This window comes from Spirulina major PCC 6313, assembly GCF_001890765.1.
GTDB classification, from domain to species: Bacteria; Cyanobacteriota; Cyanobacteriia; order Cyanobacteriales; family Spirulinaceae; genus Spirulina; species Spirulina major.
The window spans coordinates 4,397,940-4,418,311 of record NZ_KV878783.1; the positions used below are offsets into that span (position 1 = coordinate 4,397,940).

18 protein-coding genes, 3 tRNA genes and 1 pseudogene are annotated in these 20,372 nt (G+C 55.4%); 13 read left to right on the top strand and 9 right to left on the bottom strand.

Going from position 1 to position 20,372, the window contains the following annotated elements:
• Positions 1-407: 407 nt before the first annotated feature.
• A pseudogene (locus SPI6313_RS25435) lies at positions 408-818 on the top strand (M23 family metallopeptidase); the annotation flags it as partial.
• A gap of 468 nt (positions 819-1,286) precedes the next feature.
• Positions 1,287-1,667, top strand: coding sequence for a hypothetical protein (locus SPI6313_RS19525; protein WP_072622499.1), 381 nt, complete (start codon positions 1,287-1,289; stop codon positions 1,665-1,667).
• Positions 1,668-1,777: 110 nt separating this feature from the next.
• Here SPI6313_RS19525 and SPI6313_RS19530 read toward each other — a convergent pair whose 3' ends face one another.
• Positions 1,778-2,731, bottom strand: a complete 954-nt coding sequence (locus SPI6313_RS19530; RefSeq protein WP_084669121.1) for a S1C family serine protease — start codon at positions 2,729-2,731, stop codon at positions 1,778-1,780.
• A 151-nt stretch (positions 2,732-2,882) separates the two neighbouring features.
• A complete protein-coding gene (locus tag SPI6313_RS19535) occupies positions 2,883-3,587 on the bottom strand; it encodes a pentapeptide repeat-containing protein (RefSeq protein WP_072622500.1) in 705 nt (234 codons plus the stop codon).
• Between the two features lie 222 nt (positions 3,588-3,809).
• On the opposite strand from SPI6313_RS19535, the gene SPI6313_RS19540 reads away from it, so the two are divergent.
• Together SPI6313_RS19540 and SPI6313_RS19545 are read left to right on the top strand one after the other, a co-directional pair.
• Positions 3,810-4,745, top strand: coding sequence for an AAA family ATPase (locus SPI6313_RS19540; RefSeq protein WP_072622501.1), 936 nt, complete (start codon positions 3,810-3,812; stop codon positions 4,743-4,745).
• A gap of 92 nt (positions 4,746-4,837) precedes the next feature.
• A tRNA-Met gene (locus tag SPI6313_RS19545) sits at positions 4,838-4,911 on the top strand.
• Positions 4,912-4,971: 60 nt separating this feature from the next.
• Here SPI6313_RS19545 and SPI6313_RS19550 read toward each other — a convergent pair.
• On the bottom strand, positions 4,972-5,535 hold the full coding sequence (locus SPI6313_RS19550) for a hypothetical protein (RefSeq protein ID WP_072622502.1): 564 nt from the start codon (positions 5,533-5,535) through the stop codon (positions 4,972-4,974).
• Positions 5,536-5,638: 103 nt separating this feature from the next.
• Here SPI6313_RS19550 and ispF point away from each other — a divergent pair, with 103 nt between their 5' ends.
• Complete coding sequence (gene ispF / locus SPI6313_RS19555) at positions 5,639-6,124, top strand: 2-C-methyl-D-erythritol 2,4-cyclodiphosphate synthase (RefSeq protein WP_072622503.1); 486 nt, start codon at positions 5,639-5,641, stop codon at positions 6,122-6,124.
• A gap of 23 nt (positions 6,125-6,147) precedes the next feature.
• Here ispF and SPI6313_RS19560 read toward each other — a convergent pair whose 3' ends face one another.
• The 5 genes from SPI6313_RS19560 to SPI6313_RS24130 form a co-directional block, all read right to left on the bottom strand.
• Complete coding sequence (locus tag SPI6313_RS19560) at positions 6,148-6,810, bottom strand: hypothetical protein (protein WP_072622504.1); 663 nt, start codon at positions 6,808-6,810, stop codon at positions 6,148-6,150.
• Between the two features lie 152 nt (positions 6,811-6,962).
• Positions 6,963-7,034: transfer RNA gene (locus SPI6313_RS19565), tRNA-Thr, on the bottom strand.
• Positions 7,035-7,043: 9 nt separating this feature from the next.
• Positions 7,044-7,128 (bottom strand) — tRNA-Tyr (locus SPI6313_RS19570).
• Positions 7,129-7,179: 51 nt separating this feature from the next.
• Positions 7,180-8,298 carry a hemolysin family protein gene (locus SPI6313_RS19575; protein ID WP_425443107.1) on the bottom strand — a complete coding sequence of 373 codons (1,119 nt, stop codon included), beginning with the start codon at positions 8,296-8,298 and terminating at the stop codon, positions 7,180-7,182.
• A gap of 87 nt (positions 8,299-8,385) precedes the next feature.
• The gene (locus SPI6313_RS24130) at positions 8,386-8,523 is read right to left on the bottom strand and encodes a hypothetical protein (protein WP_217650678.1); all 138 of its coding nucleotides are present in this window, start codon (positions 8,521-8,523) and stop codon (positions 8,386-8,388) included.
• A 108-nt stretch (positions 8,524-8,631) separates the two neighbouring features.
• Between SPI6313_RS24130 and SPI6313_RS19580 the strand changes: the two genes are divergently transcribed.
• From SPI6313_RS19580 to SPI6313_RS19595, 4 genes are all read left to right on the top strand, one after another.
• Positions 8,632-9,582: an SGNH/GDSL hydrolase family protein gene (locus SPI6313_RS19580; protein WP_072622506.1), complete on the top strand. Its 951-nt coding sequence runs from the start codon at positions 8,632-8,634 to the stop codon at positions 9,580-9,582.
• Between the two features lie 121 nt (positions 9,583-9,703).
• Complete coding sequence (locus tag SPI6313_RS19585) at positions 9,704-11,113, top strand: TldD/PmbA family protein (RefSeq protein ID WP_072622507.1); 1,410 nt, start codon at positions 9,704-9,706, stop codon at positions 11,111-11,113.
• Positions 11,114-11,234: 121 nt separating this feature from the next.
• The gene (locus tag SPI6313_RS19590; protein ID WP_072622508.1) at positions 11,235-13,661 is read left to right on the top strand and encodes an EAL domain-containing protein; all 2,427 of its coding nucleotides are present in this window, start codon (positions 11,235-11,237) and stop codon (positions 13,659-13,661) included.
• Between the two features lie 84 nt (positions 13,662-13,745).
• Positions 13,746-14,510 (top strand): YebC/PmpR family DNA-binding transcriptional regulator, encoded by a 765-nt coding sequence (locus SPI6313_RS19595; RefSeq protein WP_072622509.1) that lies wholly within the window; start codon positions 13,746-13,748, stop codon positions 14,508-14,510.
• Positions 14,511-14,565: 55 nt separating this feature from the next.
• Here SPI6313_RS19595 and SPI6313_RS19600 read toward each other — a convergent pair whose 3' ends face one another.
• Positions 14,566-15,315, bottom strand: coding sequence for a DUF561 domain-containing protein (locus SPI6313_RS19600; RefSeq protein ID WP_072622510.1), 750 nt, complete (start codon positions 15,313-15,315; stop codon positions 14,566-14,568).
• Between the two features lie 492 nt (positions 15,316-15,807).
• Between SPI6313_RS19600 and SPI6313_RS19605 the strand changes: the two genes are divergently transcribed.
• The 4 genes from SPI6313_RS19605 (at position 15,808) to SPI6313_RS19620 (ending at position 20,322) form a co-directional block, all read left to right on the top strand.
• Positions 15,808-16,974 (top strand): RRXRR domain-containing protein, encoded by a 1,167-nt coding sequence (locus tag SPI6313_RS19605; protein ID WP_072622511.1) that lies wholly within the window; start codon positions 15,808-15,810, stop codon positions 16,972-16,974.
• A 198-nt stretch (positions 16,975-17,172) separates the two neighbouring features.
• Positions 17,173-18,243: a serine/threonine-protein kinase gene (locus SPI6313_RS19610; protein ID WP_072622512.1), complete on the top strand. Its 1,071-nt coding sequence runs from the start codon at positions 17,173-17,175 to the stop codon at positions 18,241-18,243.
• A gap of 86 nt (positions 18,244-18,329) precedes the next feature.
• Positions 18,330-19,358, top strand: a complete 1,029-nt coding sequence (locus SPI6313_RS19615) for a tetratricopeptide repeat protein (protein ID WP_072622513.1) — start codon at positions 18,330-18,332, stop codon at positions 19,356-19,358.
• A 520-nt stretch (positions 19,359-19,878) separates the two neighbouring features.
• Complete coding sequence (locus tag SPI6313_RS19620) at positions 19,879-20,322, top strand: CAAD domain-containing protein (protein ID WP_072623244.1); 444 nt, start codon at positions 19,879-19,881, stop codon at positions 20,320-20,322.
• The last annotated feature ends 50 nt before the right edge of the window (positions 20,323-20,372 follow it).

Consider the following 20,372-nt stretch of genomic DNA (forward strand, 5'->3'; position numbering starts at 1 on the left):
CTGAGTTGGTCACCCAAAACACCACGACCCTCGCGACCCAACTCAACGACCCGACCCCCGATGACCGCATCAGCCGCCTCAAAGAGGAAGTGATGCAAATGCGCGAAGAATACCGCGCCCAACGGGAGCGTCAAACCCCGACCACGACCCAAGCGGCATCTGCTCCTAGCGTTACTCCGCTAGAACCCCAAGCACAACCGGCATCTCCGGAATGGCAGCGTCAACAACAACTGCGCAAACCCAGCCGCCCTGAAGTGATCGCACCTCAACCGGAAGCCGCCCCTCAAACCAGCCAACAACCGGATCTCGTTGCGGCTGCACCCACTTCGGGGCGTGGCTACAACCGCTTACTACAGTTGCCCGCTGGTCAGAGTGTTGAGCCGCAAATTCCGCCCTTACAGGAGCGTGATCAATACCTGCCTGACCGGCCGCAAGAGTTTAACGGCTATATTTGGCCCGCTCGTGGTGTGTTGACTTCTGGTTATGGCCCTCGCTGGGGTCGGATGCATCGTGGGATTGACATTGCCGCTCCGACGGGAACTCCGATCCATGCAGCCGCTTCTGGAGAAGTGACTGTGGCAGGTTGGAACTCTGGGGGTTACGGTAACTTGGTGGAAATCCGTCATCCCGATGGCAGCATGACCCGTTACGCCCACAACAGTAAGCTGTTGGTGCGTAAAGGCGATCGCGTTGAACAAGGTCAACAGGTGGCGCTGATGGGTAGCACCGGCTTCAGCACCGGGCCTCACCTGCACTTTGAAATCCACCCGTCCGGTAGTGGTGCCACGAACCCCATGGCCTTCCTCCCTAGCCGCTAGGCTTCACCAGAGTTAGGTTAGACCATCAACTCAATTAACAAAACAGAGCCAAGACTGAAGTCTTGGCTCTGTTTTTGTGGGAATACTGCGAGACCCATCCGATCGCTGTGACTCGATTAGGGATTAAAGCCTCGATCGCACCATGCTCGATCTAGATTGAGTGTGATCAAAGAGTGACATAACCCCAATTTTTGGGGGGCTGAGGCAACGTCGTGCGGGTGTGCTTGTAATCTTCTGTTACAAAAGAGCGATCGCAACAAAGACCAAAAATCACCGTTTCATCAGGATTTGAGCGATTGAGCCAGGCTTTTTTTGATGAACAAATATTACAAATTTGGCTCCACCGTGAACTTAGATTACTAAAATCTCATATTTCCTGTGGCTTCATTATAATTACCTATTAACAGGCAAGATTTTAAAAAGTTAATAATTAACTGTTACCTAGAGAACTTCAAGAGGTCACAAAACATGGTAAGCATTCAACATAATCAATCCCTTTGGCATCACGATTCTTTGACTCACACGAAAAGCTTCTTGCTGTGGAGCTTTACGCTGGCGGTCTGTTTGTTGGTGGTTGGCTTTCCCATGCTGGTTTTGGTGGCAACGGTGACGGCGTTGGCTGCGATCGTCCTACAATCTTTGCTGCCGATGAGTGCAGTGTTGGTTGTGGTGGGAACGGTCACAGGGTTTCATGTACTGGGAATTTTCTTGGGGGCGGCGATCTTAACTGCTAAAGGAGTCCATCCTGACGAAGTGCGTTGGCTCCATTGGCTCCACGGGAATACGACGGAACAGACTCAACCGGTCTACGCCGCTTGCCCGTTAACCTGTGACCTCGTTCATTCTTAACCCTCACTCATGTTTTAACCTTGCTGGGAGCAAGATCGAAAGCAGCTCAAATTCGTTGAGCTGCTTTTGTCTGGGGAGATCATGATAGGAACGCGCAGGGATGCGTGGGATTAGAAGCGAATCGGAATGTTGGCGAGGCGGCGATCGCGGGCAATGGTAAACAGAGCAGCATCGGGCCCGGAGGAGAGAAACGTCAGAATATCGTCAACGGAGCGGATGCGGCGGCGGTTGATGGCGAGAATGCGATCGCCCGGACGTAAACCCGACTGCGCCGCGATCGATCCCCGCTCCACCCCTTGAATAATCAAGTCGGGGGTCATGGCCACACCGAGGCGAATTTGGCTCGCTGTAGGGGATGGCGGGGGAGGGGCTGGCTGTTGGGCGAGATTGCGGGCGGTGGCGATTTGGTCACGGCTGCGGGCGATGAGTTGCTCCACGGCTTGGAGATGGGTGGCGAAGCCGATGCCCACATTACCGCGATTGGGGGTGATGATGGCTTTATTGACCCCGATTAACTCGCCGTTGGAGTTGAGTAAGGGCCCGCCAGAATTACCGGGGTTGATCGCCGCGTCGGTTTGTAAGTCACCGTTGGGGGCGATGCGGCTCAGAATGCCGGTGGTGAGTGTGCCGGATAATCCGAAGGGACTGCCGATCGCATAGACCTGCTGGCCGACGCGGACATCTTGCCGGGAGGCGAGGGGAATGGCGGGGAAGCGGCGGGTGCTGAGAATTTGGACGAGGGCGAGATCATTGGTGCGATCGACGGCAATCACTTGGGCCGGGTAGCGATCGCCTGCTGCGGTGATCACCACAACGCGGCCCCGATTCGCCCCTTGAATCACATGATCATTGGTTAAGACTAAACCCGTCGGGTCGATAATACTGCCCGATCCTGCGCCTCGGCCAATATCCAACGTCACCACCGCTGGGCTTGCCGCTTCATACAGATCGATGCGGGTTTGCTCATCTGGGTTAAACGCGAAGACCGCAGGAATGGCAGGCGATGAGGCAGTGGCAGCGATCGAGAGCGCACAGGCAACCCAATAACCCGGTTTAATTCTCATAATTCTTAACCCCAATGCCGACTAAAACGAATACGCAAAGAGACTGAAAGTTTGCAGGGCTGAGTGGATCTGCATCAGGCTCGTGCCTTCAGTGTAGATAAAGTTGGGTGCAATCGGTTCAGATGGTGTAATGGCTGACCCTGTTTCCCCTTCACGCACATTGGCGGCCATCCGGGAGGATTGCCCCGGTGAGAATCGCTCCGGTTAATTTCACTAACCAGCGATCGCCACTTCCTCCCACTAAGGCCCCTTTCAAATTCGCCCCACTGAGGTCAGCGCCACTGAAATCCGCCCCGACTAAGTTGGCTCCTTCGAGGTTGGCATTGCGGAGATTGGCCCGGAGTAAATTGGCGCGAAAGAGATCCGCCTGACGGAGGTTCGCCCCTTCTAAATCAATGCCATGGAGAAACCCATCGCGCAGGTTTGCCCCCGTCAAATTCGCGTTTTTGAGGTTCCGTCCTGATAAATCCCGTTCGCGCAGGTTTGCCCCTCGGAGGTCGGCCCCTTGCATATCGTGCATATCGGGGCGGCGATAGGAGTGGCGGGTGCGGTAGGGGTTGGAGGGGCGTGGGGGATTGTGGGGGCGCGATCGCGGCGTTGACGGTGGCCGTGAGGGGGGACTCGATTGCGACACCGGGACGGCTGCGGTGGGGGCTTGCGATCGCAACATATCCCGCGCATGGTTAATCTCTTTCAGGCGGGCCGCCGCTTTTTCGATCAAACGGGGGTTATCCTGAGGCAAGCGGTCTGGATGCCAAATAAAGGCTAAATCTTTATAGGCTTGATTAATGTCTTCCAGAGAAGCTCCCGGCTCCAAACCCAAAACTTGATAGTAGTGATTTAACGAATAAGTCATTAGTTCACCAGGCAACGCCATTAATCCCTCAGCATAGTGTGATCCTCGATCACCTCTTTAAAATATTAAACAAAATCCCGGAATTTGAGGGTATTTTTGTTTTTTGTGTTCATCGTGAACGTTTGGTATCGCAACAGCCCAGAGGCTTCAGACCTCCAAAACGGTCAACATCCTTACCAAGAGCCGGTTTGATCTTGCTTTTATCCTTCTGTCGTTAGCCCTATGGCCATCACCCCCGATCGCTTCCACCAGCTTAAAGCCACCCTGTCCCGCATCATCGTCGGGCAACAGGCCACAATTGAACAATTACTGATTGCCCTCCTTTGTGGAGGTCATGTGATTTTAGAAGGCGTTCCCGGAACCGCCAAAACCCTGCTGGTGAAAGAACTTTCCCAGGCCATTCATGCCCAATTTCGTCGCGCTCAACTGACCCCGGATGTTTTGCCCGCTGATCTCATTGGCACGCATATTTTTGACCTCAATAGCCGGACGTTTACCCTGAAAGCGGGGCCCGTTTTTACCGAAATTCTCCTCGCTGATGAAATTAATCGCACCCCGCCCAAAACCCAAGCCGCTCTCCTCGAAGCCATGGCGGAACGTCAAGTTACCCTCGACGGTGAGACCCTGCCCCTCTCGCCCTTGTTTTGGGTGATTGCGACGCAAAATCCCCTGGAATTTGAGGGTACTTATCCCCTCCCAGAAGCCCAACTCGATCGCTTCCTCTTCAAAGTGGTGGTGTCCTATCCTGCGCCGGAATTTGAAAAGCAAATGTTGCTTAATCTCCAGAACGATGCTTCCGTAACCGCTGCGACATCGGAGCTAACGGTGGAGACGATCCTCGCGGCACAGGCGGCGGTGGCGCGGGTGAAGGTCACGGAAGCGGTGGTGGATTATTTATTGGCGTTGGTGACGCGATCGCGCCAGATGGCCGATGTGGCCCTGGGGGCATCGCCACGGGCGGCGGTGGCGTGGTTGCGGGCGAGTCAAGCTACCGCCTGGCTCGCCGAGCGGGACTATGTGACCCCCGATGATGTGAAGGCGATCGCGCCGCCCCTGCTGCGCCATCGTCTCATCCTCACCCCCGATGCTCTTCTTAACGGCATCACCCTAGAGCAAGCGATCGCCTCCCTCCTCCAAACCGTCACCGTGCCCCGCTAACCTCACCCCCCGCCCCAATCTTAAAAAAAAAGCCCCTGAACGGCCACTGACGGCAAATCCTGTGCTAAGATTACAAACCGTGACCGCAAAACGGCTCAGTAGCTCAGTTGGTTAGAGCAGGGGACTCATAAGCCCAAGGTCGGCAGTTCAAATCTGCCTTGAGCCATTATTCACCCCCAAGCACCTCCCCCCAGAGGTGCTTTTTTATCGTTGGGTTCATCGCCCTTTAAGCGATCGGCGGCGGCACCGGATTGGACAGGGGGCGCAGCGGTCGGGGCTGGGCTTGGGGGGTTGCAATTAACCGGAGGCTAATCGTCGTCTGTTGACTGAGATCCTGCTGAATTGGAGCCGCAACGCCGAATTGCTGATCGCTTTGCCCAGAGAGTCCCGTACCGCCCGCGCGACGACTTGACCCGGCAAGATACCCCGCACTAAAGGGGGCGGATGCAGGCGGCGGGGGTGCAGGCAGTTCCGGGGTAAACACCACTTGCACCACGCCCAGATTCGGATCATGGGCGGCTAACCCGGCCTGCTGAGCTTCGGGAGTCGCGATCGCATAGAACGTAAAACGTCCGGTATCATTCACCGGCCGTTCCAACGTGATCAAACTCACCGCCGGAATCCGCCACGTGCCCACCGGTTTACCATCGATCATCACCTTGGCATCGCAGCGTTGGCGATGTTCGTTGCGCAGATGCAGGGTGTAGGGCGTGTTGTGGGGCAGTTCCACATAGCCGTTGGGCGTTTCTTTGCCGGGTTGAATCGTGAGGCTAAAACTGTTGATTTCCATGGCAATTTCTGATGATCAACCCCTCCGTCATAGCATAGCTCTGTCCCAATCTAAGGGATAATCAAAGAGGTTTATCATAGGCAGACAGCACCGGATCAGGGCTATGAAGATTCGCATTGGCAACGGTTACGACATTCACCAATTGGGGCGCGATCGCGATCTAATCCTCGGCGGTGTGAAGCTTGATCATCACCTAGGACTCGTCGGCCATAGCGATGCCGACGTGCTGACCCATGCGATCATGGATGCCCTGCTCGGAGCCTTAGCCCTGGGCGATATCGGCCATTTTTTCCCCCCCACCGACCCCCAATGGGCCGGAGCCGACAGCCTCAAACTCCTCGCCCAGGTTCACCACGAAATTCAGCAACGGGGCTGGCAGATCGGCAACCTCGATGCCGTGGTGATCGCTGAACGCCCCAAATTAAAACCCCATCTGGGGACAATGCGCGATCGCCTCGCCCAAGTCCTCCACCTCGATCGCGACCAAATCAGCATCAAAGCCACCACCAACGAAACACTCGATGCCGTCGGCCAAGAACAAGGCATCGCCACCTACGCCGTCGTGCTCCTGTTCGCCTCAGACTCGTAATGGTTCAGTTAATCGTAGCGGCCTTAAGGACTGCAAAATTCTAGATTCGTCCCCCCTTCTTGACCACCGGAAATCCAACCCGCATAGGGAGCCGAAATCTTCAGCCAGAGCCGAGCCTCATCATCCATTTGGCTTTCGCCCGTCAGCGTCGCCCGCATCCCCTCTAAGAGACGACCCGCAAACGGTTCAGCACCCACCTCAGGCCGCGGACGCACCACCAACCCCAACGCCGCCCGCCGACAACTGCCCGGTGTTAAATCCACAAGGGTCGGATGTTGCGTAAACACGGGCCGAGCCGGTTCTGCGGGTGATGTGCTCACCGCTGTACAGGGTTTGAGATGACGAGCAATCACAAATCCCGCGAGGGGCGCTGTAATGGGAACCCAGCCATTCGCCCCTGCGGATGCGATCGTCACCCGCGCCTCTGGCTCCAAAATGCCCAGAGTACTGCTATCCGCCCCCACAGAAGGCTTAGCAAAAATATCAACGGTGCGATTCGTCTGGCGGCAATTTGGGTCTGCCGGATTAACCGCAGCGGTCGTTTCCGCAGTAGATGTCTCCGGTGCAGAATCTGGTGTAGATTGCGCTGCTTCTGCTTGGGGAGGATCGGAGGGAGTTTGAGCCAAAGCTGTTGGCATCACGCTACCGATCAGCAACAGCGAAAGTAAAAACGCTTGCGTATTCATGATCACAAAAAGCGAAAGGGGTTAACCAAAACCCCCGTTCGGGGTGTTTAATTTAGCCTATGCTATCATTAACCCGGAATTGTGCTCTAGTCATCACTTTAACCGCAGTCTAATCGTTGAGCTTTACCCCACATTGGGTTACACAACATAAAAGCCCGTGACGAGGATTGAACTCGTGACCTCACCCTTACCAAGGGTGTGCTCTACCACTGAGCCACACGGGCGGGAAAAGGTGGTGGGCCGAGTTGGATTTGAACCAACGTAGGCGTAGCCAGCGGATTTACAGTCCGCCCCCATTAACCACTCGGGCATCGACCCCTTTGATTTCCACGATTATTAATCGTAGCGGAGTGATTCACAAAAGGCAAGCTAATTGACTAAATTGGATCGCAGTAGGGGCGGTTTAGGGCGGGGAAAGTCGCTCTCATCATAGATTTCACCTACCAACTCTTCCAAAATATCCTCCAGGGTAATCAAGCCCACCGTGCCACCATACTCATCCACCACGATCACCAGATGCCAGCGTTGCTTCAGCATTTCTTTGAGGAGGCTAGCAATTCGTTGGGTTTCCGGCACGTAAACCGGTGGATCGATGATGTCACTGAGCTTGATATCGGCTTGGGGGATTTGGCCATTGGGGAGGCCACGCAGGCGTTGCAGAGCTTGTTTTAAATGCACAATCCCGACAATCTGATCTTTGGATTCTTCCTGCACCGGAATCCGAGAATACCCGGTTTTTAAACAAAGATCGACGAGTTCGGCGACGGTGGCCTCGCGGGAAATGGTCTGCATTTCAATGCGGGGCTTGACCACATCTTTCGCCATGACTTGATCTAACATTAGGGCGCGACTAATCAGGTCATGGCGGTAGAAGTCGAGCTTACCTTTGCCGCTGAGGATTTCGATCATCAGTTGCAGGTCGGTGAGGCTTTCGCTGTCCTGGGAGGATTTTGAGGCTTTGCCCTGGAAGAGGCGGATGATGCGCTGGGTGATGGATTCAAAAATAAAAATCAACCCCAGGGCTGAGAAGAGTCGGGAGAGCCAATAGATGGGGCGGACAGCGAGTTGAAAGACGGCGAGGGAGTTGAGAATGGCAACGGATTTGGGGGTGATTTCGCCAAAGACTAGCACCAAGATTGTAAGGACGGCAGTGGCGATACCGAGGCCAGCGTTCCCTAGCCAGAGGACAAACAGGTTGCTGGTGAGGACGGTGGAGAAGATGTTGACGAGGTTGTTGCCGAGGAGGAGGGTGGTGATGAAGCGCGGCCGTTTGGTGAGGACAAGGCGAAACATACCGTTGGGGTCGCCTTGGTGTTTGATTAGGCCGCGGAGTTTGAGGTCATCGAGGGCGGTGATTGCGGTTTCTGAGCCGGAGAAAAAGGCTGAGAGGGTGAGCATCAAAACGATGACGGTGAGATCGAGCCACACGGAACCGAGGAGGGGTTGGGCTTCTGCGACGGCAATCAAAGCGGGGAAGGAGGATAACAAGGGGGGTTGAGGAAGAACGAAGAACAGCAAGGGGGGAGGGTGGATGTAGGTCGAGACTGTGACACTGCATCCGTGGGTGTAAACGCATTACACCTGGTAGGCGGTGTTTAGGGCCCAGAGGATGAGGGCGATGATGCTGCCGATGACAAGGGTGGCGGAGATGGCCACGACGAGAGGCTTGTCAGCGTTCTTGAATTTCATGATGCCGCGATTCAGATCAGACATAGTGCGTTATGGGTTGTGGGTTTATCTCAACTTCAGGGTAAGCATGGGTTTAGCATGGATGCAGATTTTATTTTTTAATCTTAATCTTAATCAATGCTTGGGGAAAACATGGGTTTCATGCTGGGGGTGTGGGGGACGATCGCACTCGTGATCGTTGCGATCGCAGCGGAATTGGGGCTGCGGTGGTTTTTCGGGTTCGGGCGGCCGGTGCTGTATCGGGGTGATCCGACGATTGGTTATCTTCCCCGGCCGAATCAGCGGACGCGGCGCAGGGGAAACCGGATTGTGATTAATGCCCAATCGATGCGGGGGGAGGCGATCCGGGCAGAGGTCACGGGACGGCGGTTGCTGTTGTTGGGGGATTCGGTGGCGAATGGGGGCTGGTGGACGGATCAAGCTGAGATTATTTCGCAGCAGTTGGGGCGACGGTTGGCGGCGGTGTGGGGGGTGGAGGTGGAGGTGTTGAATGCGTCGGCGAATTCTTGGGGGCCGCGCCATGAGTGGGCTTATGTGGAGCGGTTTGGTCTGTTTGGGTCGGATCTTGTCCTGGTGTTGCTGAATACGGATGATCTGTTTGCGACGGCTCCGACGGCGTTACCGGTGGGGCGCGATCGCAACTACCCCGATCGCTATCCCCGCTGCGCCCTCCATGAACTCTATCAACGCTATGGCGCAACGCAAAAGCCGATTCCGGGGTTAAAGGCGGTGCAGCAGGAGGGGGGCGATCGCGTCGGTAAAAATTTGGCGGCGTTGGCCCAGATTCACAACCTGGCCCAAGCCCAGGGGGCCGGGATGGTCTTGGCGATGACCCCCTTACAGCGGGAACTCAAACCGGCCCAGCCCCGCGACTATGAACAGCAGGCCCGCGATCGCCTCACTCAATTCGCCCAGGATCACACCATTCCCTATCTGGATTTTTTGTCCCAGTTCAACGCTGACCCGTCGCCCCATCGCTTCTATCACGACCATATTCACCTCAATGGCGCGGGCAATCAGGCGGTGAGTGAGGCGATCGCGTCTCTCCTAGCCACCTTCCTGGGTCATGACGGAAAGGGTTAGGCTGGCGGCGGCCTGGGTGTGGGGTGGAAACCTCCTTGCGGCGAATGTGGTGCTACGGGACAATTGACGGGCTTGCAGAGATTACCATGTAGGGTATCTATCTTTTTTTCTTGAGGTGTTCATGGCGAGTCTGAGTGACCATCAAAATCGACTCGATGAGTTAATTTATCGGCATCGCCACCGTGTTGATTTTTTAGCAATCCGCCTGGAAACTTCCCAAGGAACTGATATTGTGTTGCGATCGCCTTCGGCCCCCATTGATACCCTGAGCGAAGGGGTCTCCCTGGGGGGCCAGGTGCGGGCTTGCTATCAGGGAGGGTGGGGCTTTGCCAGTTTTAACCACATAGTGGAATTAGAGGAACAAGTGGAGTTTGCGATCGCCGCCGCTCGTCTGGTGGGCAGTGGCAACCGTGCATCCACCTGCCTCGCCCCCATCGCCGGGATTCATGATTCCGTGATCCTCCCTTTCACGGGTCGCGATCCGCGCCAGGTCAGCCTCGCCACGAAAAAAGACCTCTGCGATCGCTACCTCACCGCCCTCCAAACCGCCGCGCCGAATATTGTCAACAGCACCGTCCGCTACAGCGACAGCACCCAACAAATTCTCCTCGTCACCTCCGACGGCACGATGATCGACCAAACCTGGACGGATCTCGAAATGCGCTTTGCCGCCACGGCCCGCGACGGTGATCGGGTGCAAACCGGCCGCGAAACCACCGGCTCCCGGCGCGGCTATGACGACCTCCTCGGCCTCGATGCTGCCGTCACTGCTGCGGCCCAACGCGCCACCCAAGCCCTCCACCTGCCCCCCGTCAAGGGCGATCGCTACACCGTCGTCATCGACCCCATCCTCACCGGCCTCTTTGTCCATGAAGCCTTTGGCCACCTCTCCGAAGCCGATATGGCCTATGAAAATCCTGATTTATTAGACGTTATGCAGTTTGGCAAACGCTTTGGCCCCCCAACCCTGCAAATCTTCGACGGAGCCGCCCCCGCTGGACATCGCGGCAGCTACGCCTACGACGACGAAGGCACACCCGCCACCACCACCCAACTGATCCGCGATGGCCGCCTCGTGGGCCGCCTCCATTCCCGCGAAACCGCCGGTAAATTAGGTGAAGCCCCCACGGGCAATGCCCGCTGCTTAAACTATCACTACTCTCCCCTCGTGCGCATGACCAACACCTGGATTGAGCGCGGCCAAACGCCCGTGGCGGATCTGTGCAGTGATATTAAACTAGGGGTTTATGCTTGCAATTGGTTGGGGGGCATGACCAATGGGGAAATGTTCACCTTCACCGCTGGGGAAGCGTGGATGATTCGCAATGGCCAGCGAGCCGAGCCGGTTCGGGATGTAACGCTGTCGGGTAATGTGTTTAAGACCTTAGCCGCTATTGAAGGCATTGGGGATGATTTTCTGTGGGATGAATCGGGGGGCTGTGGCAAAGGGGGGCAAAATGGTTTAGCGGTGGGGTGTGGTGGCCCTAGTCTCCGGATTCGAGATGTGACCGTAGGAGGAGATGCGGTGTAGCGATCGCCCCGAACTGATCCTGCCCCGGCAATCTTCAGACGATGCGGAATGCTCTCCCTTTGATCCGAAAAGAGCAGTATGTTAATGCTTCTCCCTGCTTTATTAATGTCCCACTGAACCGATGAAACAACACCAAGCAACGGCTTTGCAACGCTGGCAGCCATTTCTCAGTGGAACGATCGCCACGCTGCTAGTGGCTGGCCTCCAATTGCTCGGCTGGGTGGAACCCTTTGAAGGGTTGGCCTATATCACCTTATTTCGGCTCCGGGGCACGCAAGCGTGGGACGATCGCATTGTGGTGGTGGGCATTGATGAAGCGGGAATGGATGTCCTTGAAGCGGCCGACTGGTCTCGTCGTCCCTACGGAGAACTCTTAGAGATCCTGGCCCAAGCCCCGGCGGAAGTTGTGGGGTTTGATCTGTTGTTTGAACAGGCGACGGCGGATGATGGGATGTTTGCTGCTGCGATGCAGGGCGATCCGGCGGTGGTGTTGGGGGCTTCCTGGGACAGTACCGGAGCCTTTGTGCAGCCCCCTTCGCCCCTCTTGGAAGCGGCCACCTCGATCGGCTACATTACCAAATTTGCGGACTATCAAGGCGTGACCCGTAAGGGGTCGATTACGCGCCAATCCCGGCCTAGTTTGAGCTATGCGATCGCCCGCACCCGGCCGGATCTGCCCCCCTTACCCAATCCCTTACCGAATTTAACCTGGATCAACTGGGCCGCACCAATGGACACGATCCCCACCTACTCCCTCGCCGCTATCCTCAAAGGGGACGTTGATCCGGCCGTCTTTCGCGACAAAATCGTCCTCGTGGGCACAACGGCCGCCGGCATCGATCCGATCCGGACTCCCTATGACACTGCCCAGCCCACCCATGGCATCTATGTTCATGCGGCGATGTTGAGTAATTTGCTCCAGGGCAATACCCTGCGGGTGCTGGCTCAACATCCGTGGGGGCGGCAATGGTGGGTGTATGCCGTGCTGGGGCTGGGGTTAAGTGGGGCGATCGCCACCCGCGCCCATCGCTGGCAACTCCTCAGCGGTGTGATGCTCGGTGGGGCGATCGTCCTCGTCGGGGTTGGCAGTTTAGCCGTAGCGGTGCTGGTTCCCGTCGTTCCTCCCCTGTTGATTGTGGGCTTGACCACCGGCCTCAGCAGTATCTACAAGGAAACCCGCCTCACCCAACGCCTCACCCACCAAACCCGCCACGACACGGTCACCGGCCTCCCGAACCGCGCTTCATTTTTAGCCACTCTGACCCCTCTCATCCAGACGCACCAAACCTTCGCCCTGTTCTTTTTTGATATCGATCGCTTCAGTTCCATCAACACCCACCACGGCGATCGCATCGGTGACGAACTGCTGATCCAAGTCGTCCACCGAATTCAGCAGGCCATGGCCCCCATCGCTCACCCCCAACTTGCGCGGGTCGGAGCCGATGAATTGATGCTCCTCGTGCCAGCCCCCCCCCTCCTCACCAGCGAAACCCGGCGGGCCCAAGCGCTGCAAACCGCCCACCACCTGGATCAAGCCCTGCGCCAAGGCTATGTCCTCAGCACCGAAACCCTCTACTGTACCGTCAGCATCGGGATTGTCCTCTCCTGGGAATCCTGCCCGGAGGCGGATACCCTGCTGCACTATGCCGAAACAGCAATGTATCAGGCGCGGATTCAAAGTAAGCGCAATTATGCCCTGTTTAATGTCCAACTCCATCAAGGGGCGATCGCTCTCTGGCAATTGGAATCAGATTTGCGCCAATCCCTCCAAAACAGCAGCATCTCCAGCCAAGATAGCGACCTCTTAAAACAAGGCTTTTACCTCAACTATCAGCCGATTGTGGATCTGAAAACCGGTCACATTGCCGGGTTTGAAGCCCTCGTCCGCTGGCATCACCCCACCCGCGGCCAACTCTCCCCCCTGGAATTCATCCCCTTAGCCGAAGAAACCGGCTTAATCACCCTCCTCGGACAGTGGGTACTCTATAAAGCTTGCTATCAACTGCGCACCTGGCAAATGCTCTTCCCGGAATATCAAACCCTGATCATGACCGTGAACCTCTCCCCGATTCAACTGCTACGGCCGGAAGTGCTGACCCAAATTCGCTCAATTCTCCTCGCCACGGGCTTACAGGGGTCTTGCTTGAAATTAGAAATCACCGAAAGCAGTTTAATGAGCAATGGCAATCGAGCGATCGCCCTCCTCGAACAACTGCGCCAATTAGGGGTACAACTGAGCTTAGATGACTTTGGAATCGGCTATTCTTCCCTCAGTCGCCTGCGCCATCTCCCGATCAACACCCTCAAAATTGACCGTTCCTTCGTCCAAAACCTCAGCCTCGAACCGGAAAACCGCGAAATCATTAAAACCATGCTCGATCTGGGGCATCAACTGAAACTCGATGTGGTGGTGGAAGGCATCGAAACCCCGGAGCAACTTGAAATTCTCCGCGAGTTGCACTGTGATTATGGTCAAGGCTATCTCTTCGCTAAGCCCCTCGCCGCCGCTGCCGTTGAAAGTCTCCTCGCCACTGATCCCGCCTGGTAACCCGCCCACTGCGTCTTAAAATAGAGGGTAATCTAACCCACCACAACCAACCATTGCCTATCGGTTAGGAGAGGAGCATTACCCTTGGCAGGACATAGTAAATGGGCCAACATCAAACGCCAAAAGGCACGAGTAGACGCGAAAAAAGGCAAAACCTTCACGCAATTGTCGCGGGCGATCATCGTGGCGGCGCGAAACGGTTTGCCCGACCCCAGCGGCAATGTGCAACTGCGCACGGCAATTGACAAGGCGAAGGCGGCCGGGATTCCCAACGACAATATTGATCGGGCGATCGCCAAAGGGGCCGGAACCTACGCCAACGACAGCGACAACTACGAAGCGATCCGCTACGAAGGCTATGGCCCCGGCGGGGTTGCCGTCTTGATCGAAGCCTTCACCGACAACCGCAACCGCACCGCCGCCGACCTCCGCGCTGCCTTCAGTAAAAACGGCGGCAATTTGGGCGAAACGGGCTGTGTGAGTTGGATGTTTGAGCAAAAGGGCGTGGTCTGTTTAGCGGGTGAAATCCACGAAGAAACTCTTTTGGAGATGGCGATCGCCGGCGGCGGCGAAACCTACGAATTATTGACCGATGCCGAGGATCTCAGCGCCGAAGTGTTTACCGAGGTGACCAATCTCGATCACCTCAGTCAAACCCTTCAGAATCATCCATTTACGGTTAAAGATGCCGAATTACGCTGGATTCCGAGCACCAGCATCACCCTTGATGATCTGGAGCACGGTAAAGCGATGCTTAAATTAATCGACGCGCTCGAAGCCCTGGATGATGTGCAAAATGTGACGACCAATTTTGAATTAGATGATGAATTGATCACACAACTCACCTGACCAGCACGGACGCAGACCTGCTGCGTCGAGGTCTGCGCCGGCTTGCTTTCGGTCGTTAGCGTACAGGGGTACGGTGTTCCACGGTGGCGATCGCTTCGACAAAGCGGCGCACCGCAGCCACCATGGCCACTTCGTTATTGAGTTGGTTGATGGCTGAACCCACCCCAACCCCAGCCGCGCCGGTGGCGATCGCCATCGGCGCTGTCACATCGGACAAGCCCGACGCACAGAGCACTGGCACAGAAACCACCCGACTAATCATCGTCGCCGCTGCTAAGGTGGGGGCAGCTTTTTCGATTAGGCCCAGGGTTCCCCCATGGTGGGGGGTGCTGCTGGTGCCGCCTTCGGTTTGGATGATGTCAGCCCCAGCGGCCACTAAGGCTTCCGCGAGTTCAACCTGTTGATCCAGTTCCAGAATATGGGGAACCGTCACCGACAGGGTCACATCGGGCAACAGGGCCCGCGTCTGTTCCGTCAACGCGAGAACTTCCGGGGCCTCAAAGCGACGACCTTGGGCATAGAAACTGTCAAAATTGCCAATCTCAATCAGATCGGCCCCGGCAGCGATCGCCGTCACGAATTTTTCCGGCTCCACCGCCGACACACAGATCGGCAACGGGGTTAATTGTCGCGCCAACCGCACCAAGTCCGGATCGGCGGCAATGTCCACAAAAGTCGCCCCGCCTGCCGTTGCCGCTTTCACCGTTGCCGCCACCGACGCACTCTCAAAGTTGTGCAATCCACTGATCACCTTCAGGGCAGCATGGTGCTCAAAGGCGGTGCGGAGTTTAAGATTCATAGTCATAGACTTGTCATTTAACGTTGCTTTCGGTCAATACTAATAGTATCTAGATCTTGTCCCCCAGTATCAGATATCGCAATCAACAAGAGCATTAGGGCAGGCAAGGGGGTTAAGCCCCTTGTTCCAGAGTTTCTGAATGTCCTAGCCGCTCTAGCTAGTGCTATCTCTATTCTTGCCATCCACAGGGCCGAGGATATGAGCCGATCGATTTCAATCAGGAACACTAGGGTTATCGGGTGTAGGCTTAAAACTGTGAGGTGATGGGAGAAATCACACAGTTCAATGACCCCCACCTGGCATCCGCCGAGGTGGGGGAGTGACCGGAGATAACCCGGTCGTAGCTGCGAATAGGCCACCAAGGTTAGTACGGCAACACTTCCGGTTGCTTCTCTAAATCGGATTATTTGTAAGGCCCTGGAATCTCAGGGAGTGGGTTCAGCCCAGAAACACCGTACTCACTGGCTGAAGAGACCTGTAGTTTTGGAATTATCTTCCATGCAACGCATCCCAGTCCAAAACCCTGATGGTACTCCTGCCATGCCCACCAAGAGTAGTCGCGCTCAACGGTGGGTAGCGCAGGGCAAGGCCCAATGGGTGAAAACCAATCTACGGATCAAGGCAGTGCGCCTGAAAGCGGAGCCATCGGGTCGTAATACCCAGCCCATCGTGGTCGGGGTCGATCCCGGCAAACTCTATTCAGGGATTGCCGTTCAATCCGCTCAAGCGACATTATTCCAGTCCCACCTAGAACTCCCCTACCCCAGGGTGCGTGAACGGATGGATCATCGCAGAATGCTACGGCGTTCTCGCCGCAGTCGGCGGATTAATCGAGAGTTACCCTTCCAGCTACGAAATCATCGCCAAAAGCGATTTAACAACCGTAAACAGCAGAAAGTGCCCCCCAGTATCCGAGCCAACCGAGACCTAGAGTTTCGAGTTGTTCAGGAGTTGTCCCAACTGTTCCCCATTGCCACCATTGGCTACGAGAAAGTTCGCGCCGACGTGGACTTAACCTCAGGTCGAAAGGGAGCAAAATCTGGGAAAGGTTTCTCTCCGGTCATGGTGGGGCAAGCCTACGCCATTGAGAAAATGGAGCAGATTGCCCCCGTCTACACTCGCTACGGGTGGCAGCAGGATGGCAATGGCACCGCTCAACTTCGCTCTACCCTGGGATTGAAGAAGTCTCAGGACAAAGCAGAACAAATTCCCCAAACCCATGCGGTAGATGGTATCGCTTTAGCCTGTGGATACTTCATCGAGTATCGTCCCTTCCACCGGAAACGCAGTCACGGTTATCTTTGGTTTGGAGAGGTTAAGCTCACATCTGCCCCATTTGTGGTGATTAAACGGCCACCCATCAGTCGCAGGCAACTGCACCTCATGGTTCCCCGTCAGAAGGGTCTACGCCGCAAATATGGGGGCACAGTAACCCGCCATGGATTCCGGAAGGGCGATCTAGTGCGGGCTGAGATGGCAGGTCGCGTCTCGGTGGGCTATGTGAGTGGGGATACAACTCGGCAAGTTTCTGTTTCTGAGTTCACTTGGAAGCGTATTGGACAGTTTAGTGCTGCCAAGGTTGAGCCACTCTATCGCGCCACGGGTATTTTGGTCAGTTGCCCGCAGAGATTGTCAGTCAGTGGGGCATTTAACCCCGCTGCCTGACGCTTGTTTCCTCCCCCCCACCTGCGGTGCGAGGTGGGGGAGGAAACAAGGAGTTTTTGATGAAGTTAATGCCTCACAGAGATAATCCGGGATAACAGGTTAGATAATGAGTTAAGGGTGCAGTTTTGAGGACTTCAGGGTTACTCAAAACAGGTTGTCAGAATCATCTACGTCCGTCCTCACTCACCAACATTCACCATGCCGTTTCAACCGACTAATTTGTCTGAATTTCATAACGATGTGTTTGAAAACACCACCCTGGGGCAACTGTGTGGCACGGATGAGCGTTTTCGCGATCGCTACCTTGTCCTGCGGATGCTCGGCCGGGGCGGATTTGGTGTGACCTTTTTAGCCCGTGACATGATGCTGCCGGGTAAACCCTTTTGTGTGATTAAGCAACTGTGCCCCCGCGTCAGTGAACTCCGCGCCCTAGATACCGCCCGCCACCGCTTCAAACGCGAGGCTAAAATCCTCGCCACCCTGGGCAGCCATTCCCAAATTCCGATGCTCTTGGACTACTTTGTCCTTGAAGATGAGTTTTATCTGGTGCAGGAATACATCAAAGGCGCGACCCTCGCTCGCCTCGTGCGGCGGCAAGGAGTCCAGCCCGAAGCGATCGTGCGTCGCATTCTGCGCGAAGTGGCAAAACTGCTCCACTTTGTCCACAGCCAAGGGGTAATTCACCGCGACATCAAGCCCCAAAACATCATCCTCTCCCAAGATCGGCAAATTGTGCTGATTGACTTTGGCGCGGTGAAGGCGGAACTCGCTGGCATTGCGGATAGTAGCATTCAGAACGGGGTCACCACCCATTTTGTCGGCACGGTGGGGTTTGCGCCTCCGGAACAGTTTTCCCTGCGTCCGGTCTATTCGAGCGATCTTTACGCATTGGGGGTCACCTGCCTCTACCTTTTAACGGGAAAAGCGCCCCTCGATTTCAAAAGCAACCCCCGCACCGGAGAATTGTTTTGGCAGGACAAGGTACAGGTGAGCCGGAGTTTTCATCAAATCTTGACGCAAATGCTGCGCCCCACGCCCCAAGATCGGTATCAAACGGCGGCTGAGATTCTCGCGGCGATGGAGGCGGTGTCCCCCCAGGATAATCTCTCAAACTGCATGAATTCAACGCCGGTCACACCCCCCACAGGATCAGCCGCACCCCAGCGCATTTCGTCCTTAGCCCGCACGGCTGAGGCGATCCGGATTCGGAATGGGCGGCGAGCGGCGCAACCGCATCCCCCTCGTAATGTTTTGCAAAGTTCGGGCTAGACTCCGGTGGCCTGTTCCAAGTCACTGCGATCGCCGATACACTGGAAAGGATAGGATACTTTGGCAACTCGGTTTAGGGGGATGGCTTGGCGGACCAGTCCAATTATGGCGATGAGCCGCTGACCACATTACGAGTCACCGGTGATTCGGTATTGCGCGATCGCAAGGTGGCGGATGTGGGTGGGCAGTTGCTGGATCGAGGCATTCAACATCAGCATCGGGGGGAACTAGAGTCCGCCATCCTTGTGCTGAAGCAGGCCCTTGATCTGTTCATTCAGCGCAAGCAAGTCCGGAACCAAGTGAAGGCCCTGTATTATATTGGGCTGACCTATTACAGCGATGGGAAATACGACGCAGCCCAACAGGCCGCCGAGGCAGGCCTAGAGGCGGTATCCGATTTAGATGATCCGCGCTTAATGGCGCAGGTTTTGAGCCTGTTGGGCAATACCTATCGCCACCAAGACCGCTACGATCGCGCCTTGGAGGTGCAGCAGCGGGGCTTAAAACTGTTCTTGAACCTCAAAGATCGAGCCGGAGCGATGGCGCTGCTGAACAACTTAGGCTTGACCCATAAGGCCCAAGGGAATCACCGCAACGCGATCACCTGCCAAAAACAAGCCTTAACCTTTGCCGAAGCATTGGGCGATGAAACAACGATCGCCCAAATCCTCAAAAACCTGGGCAATGCCTGCTATTCCCTGGGACAATATGGCGAAGCGATCACCTACTACGAGCGCCGCCTGCAAATGGCCACCGCGAAACAAGAGCACCGCATTGTGCTGCAAGTGCTCCGCAATTTGGGGAATACAGCCTATACCGTGGGAGATTACGAAAAAGCGATCGCCTACAGTCATCAGCGGCTCCAACTCGCCCAAGATCAAGAAGACTTCCGCGCCCATGAACAAGCCCTCAGTAGCCTAGGGGTTGCCTACGAAGCCCTCGGAGACTACGAAAATGCAATTTTGTATTATGAAGAACGGTTAATCTTGGCGCGGCAAAATAGCGATCGCCGCATCGAACAACAAGCCCTCAGCAGTCTACGCACCACCTGTTACGCCATGGGCGATTATGGCCGCTTGATGAAATACCAAAGTGGAGAAGTGACAGGATTTTAGCGCAGGAGAACCCCTCCCCATGACAGCGTGATCTACCCGCCGCTCCCCCCCAAAAACAGCATCTAAACTGTCATGATTCCGATCCAAAATGCCTGAAGGACTCAACAGCGGCAAACACGCGAGGTCTGTGATACCATTGCCTAAGCGTTAGCGCAAACCTTAGTATTTTGGAGATATCTAGTCCGAATCTTAGGCTTTCCCACCTTCTATCCATCCTGCCCATTGTCGTGATGATGCCAGCGCGTTAGCCCAGTCAAACACAGGAGCAACAACTGATCAAATCCCAAGGTCACGGTGGCTTGCCTTCCCCTGCGGATCTACGATTAGGTTCAGCGTAACGCCATTCTCTGTGTATTCTGTTGAAGGGTGAATCCTAAACATTCAGGCATTTCCGAGTCTAGTCTTGAGCTACGTTTGGATGAGCGTCATAAAGATGGGCAAGAGTTCGCCGTTTGCTGTTGAAGGTGTCACGCTCAATCAAAATCACCTTATTTTTTTTGACGATCAGGAGAAAAAACCTATGGAACCGAATATTCAATCTTCCGAAACTGAAACCCAAGCCCCACAGTCTGCCCAGATCAACACCGAATCCTCTGGTGCTATTTCTCCTGCGACTGCACCTGCTAGCGGTCAAGAATGGCAAGAATGGTTAGAACCCGTGTCCGACTTTTTGGCGAAGTTACCGGATTACCTGGGGAAATTCTTCTCGGACTACAAGCAACCCTTGATCACCGTGGGTTTGATTGTGGCTGGGATTATTACGGTGAAATTAACGTTAGCGTTGTTGTCAGCGATTAATGATGTGCCGCTGTTGGCCCCTGTGTTTGAATTGGTGGGGATTGCCTACACTGGTTGGTTTGTCTATCGCTACCTCTTGCAGTCGAAAACACGCAGCGAATTGGTGCAGGAATTTAACACCCTGAAAGCAGAGGTTTTGGGGGGAAGCGAAGGAAAGAAAGGCTAAACGTCTGTTGAATCAACCTGCTTTGATTTGGTACTAAACGAAGGATGTAG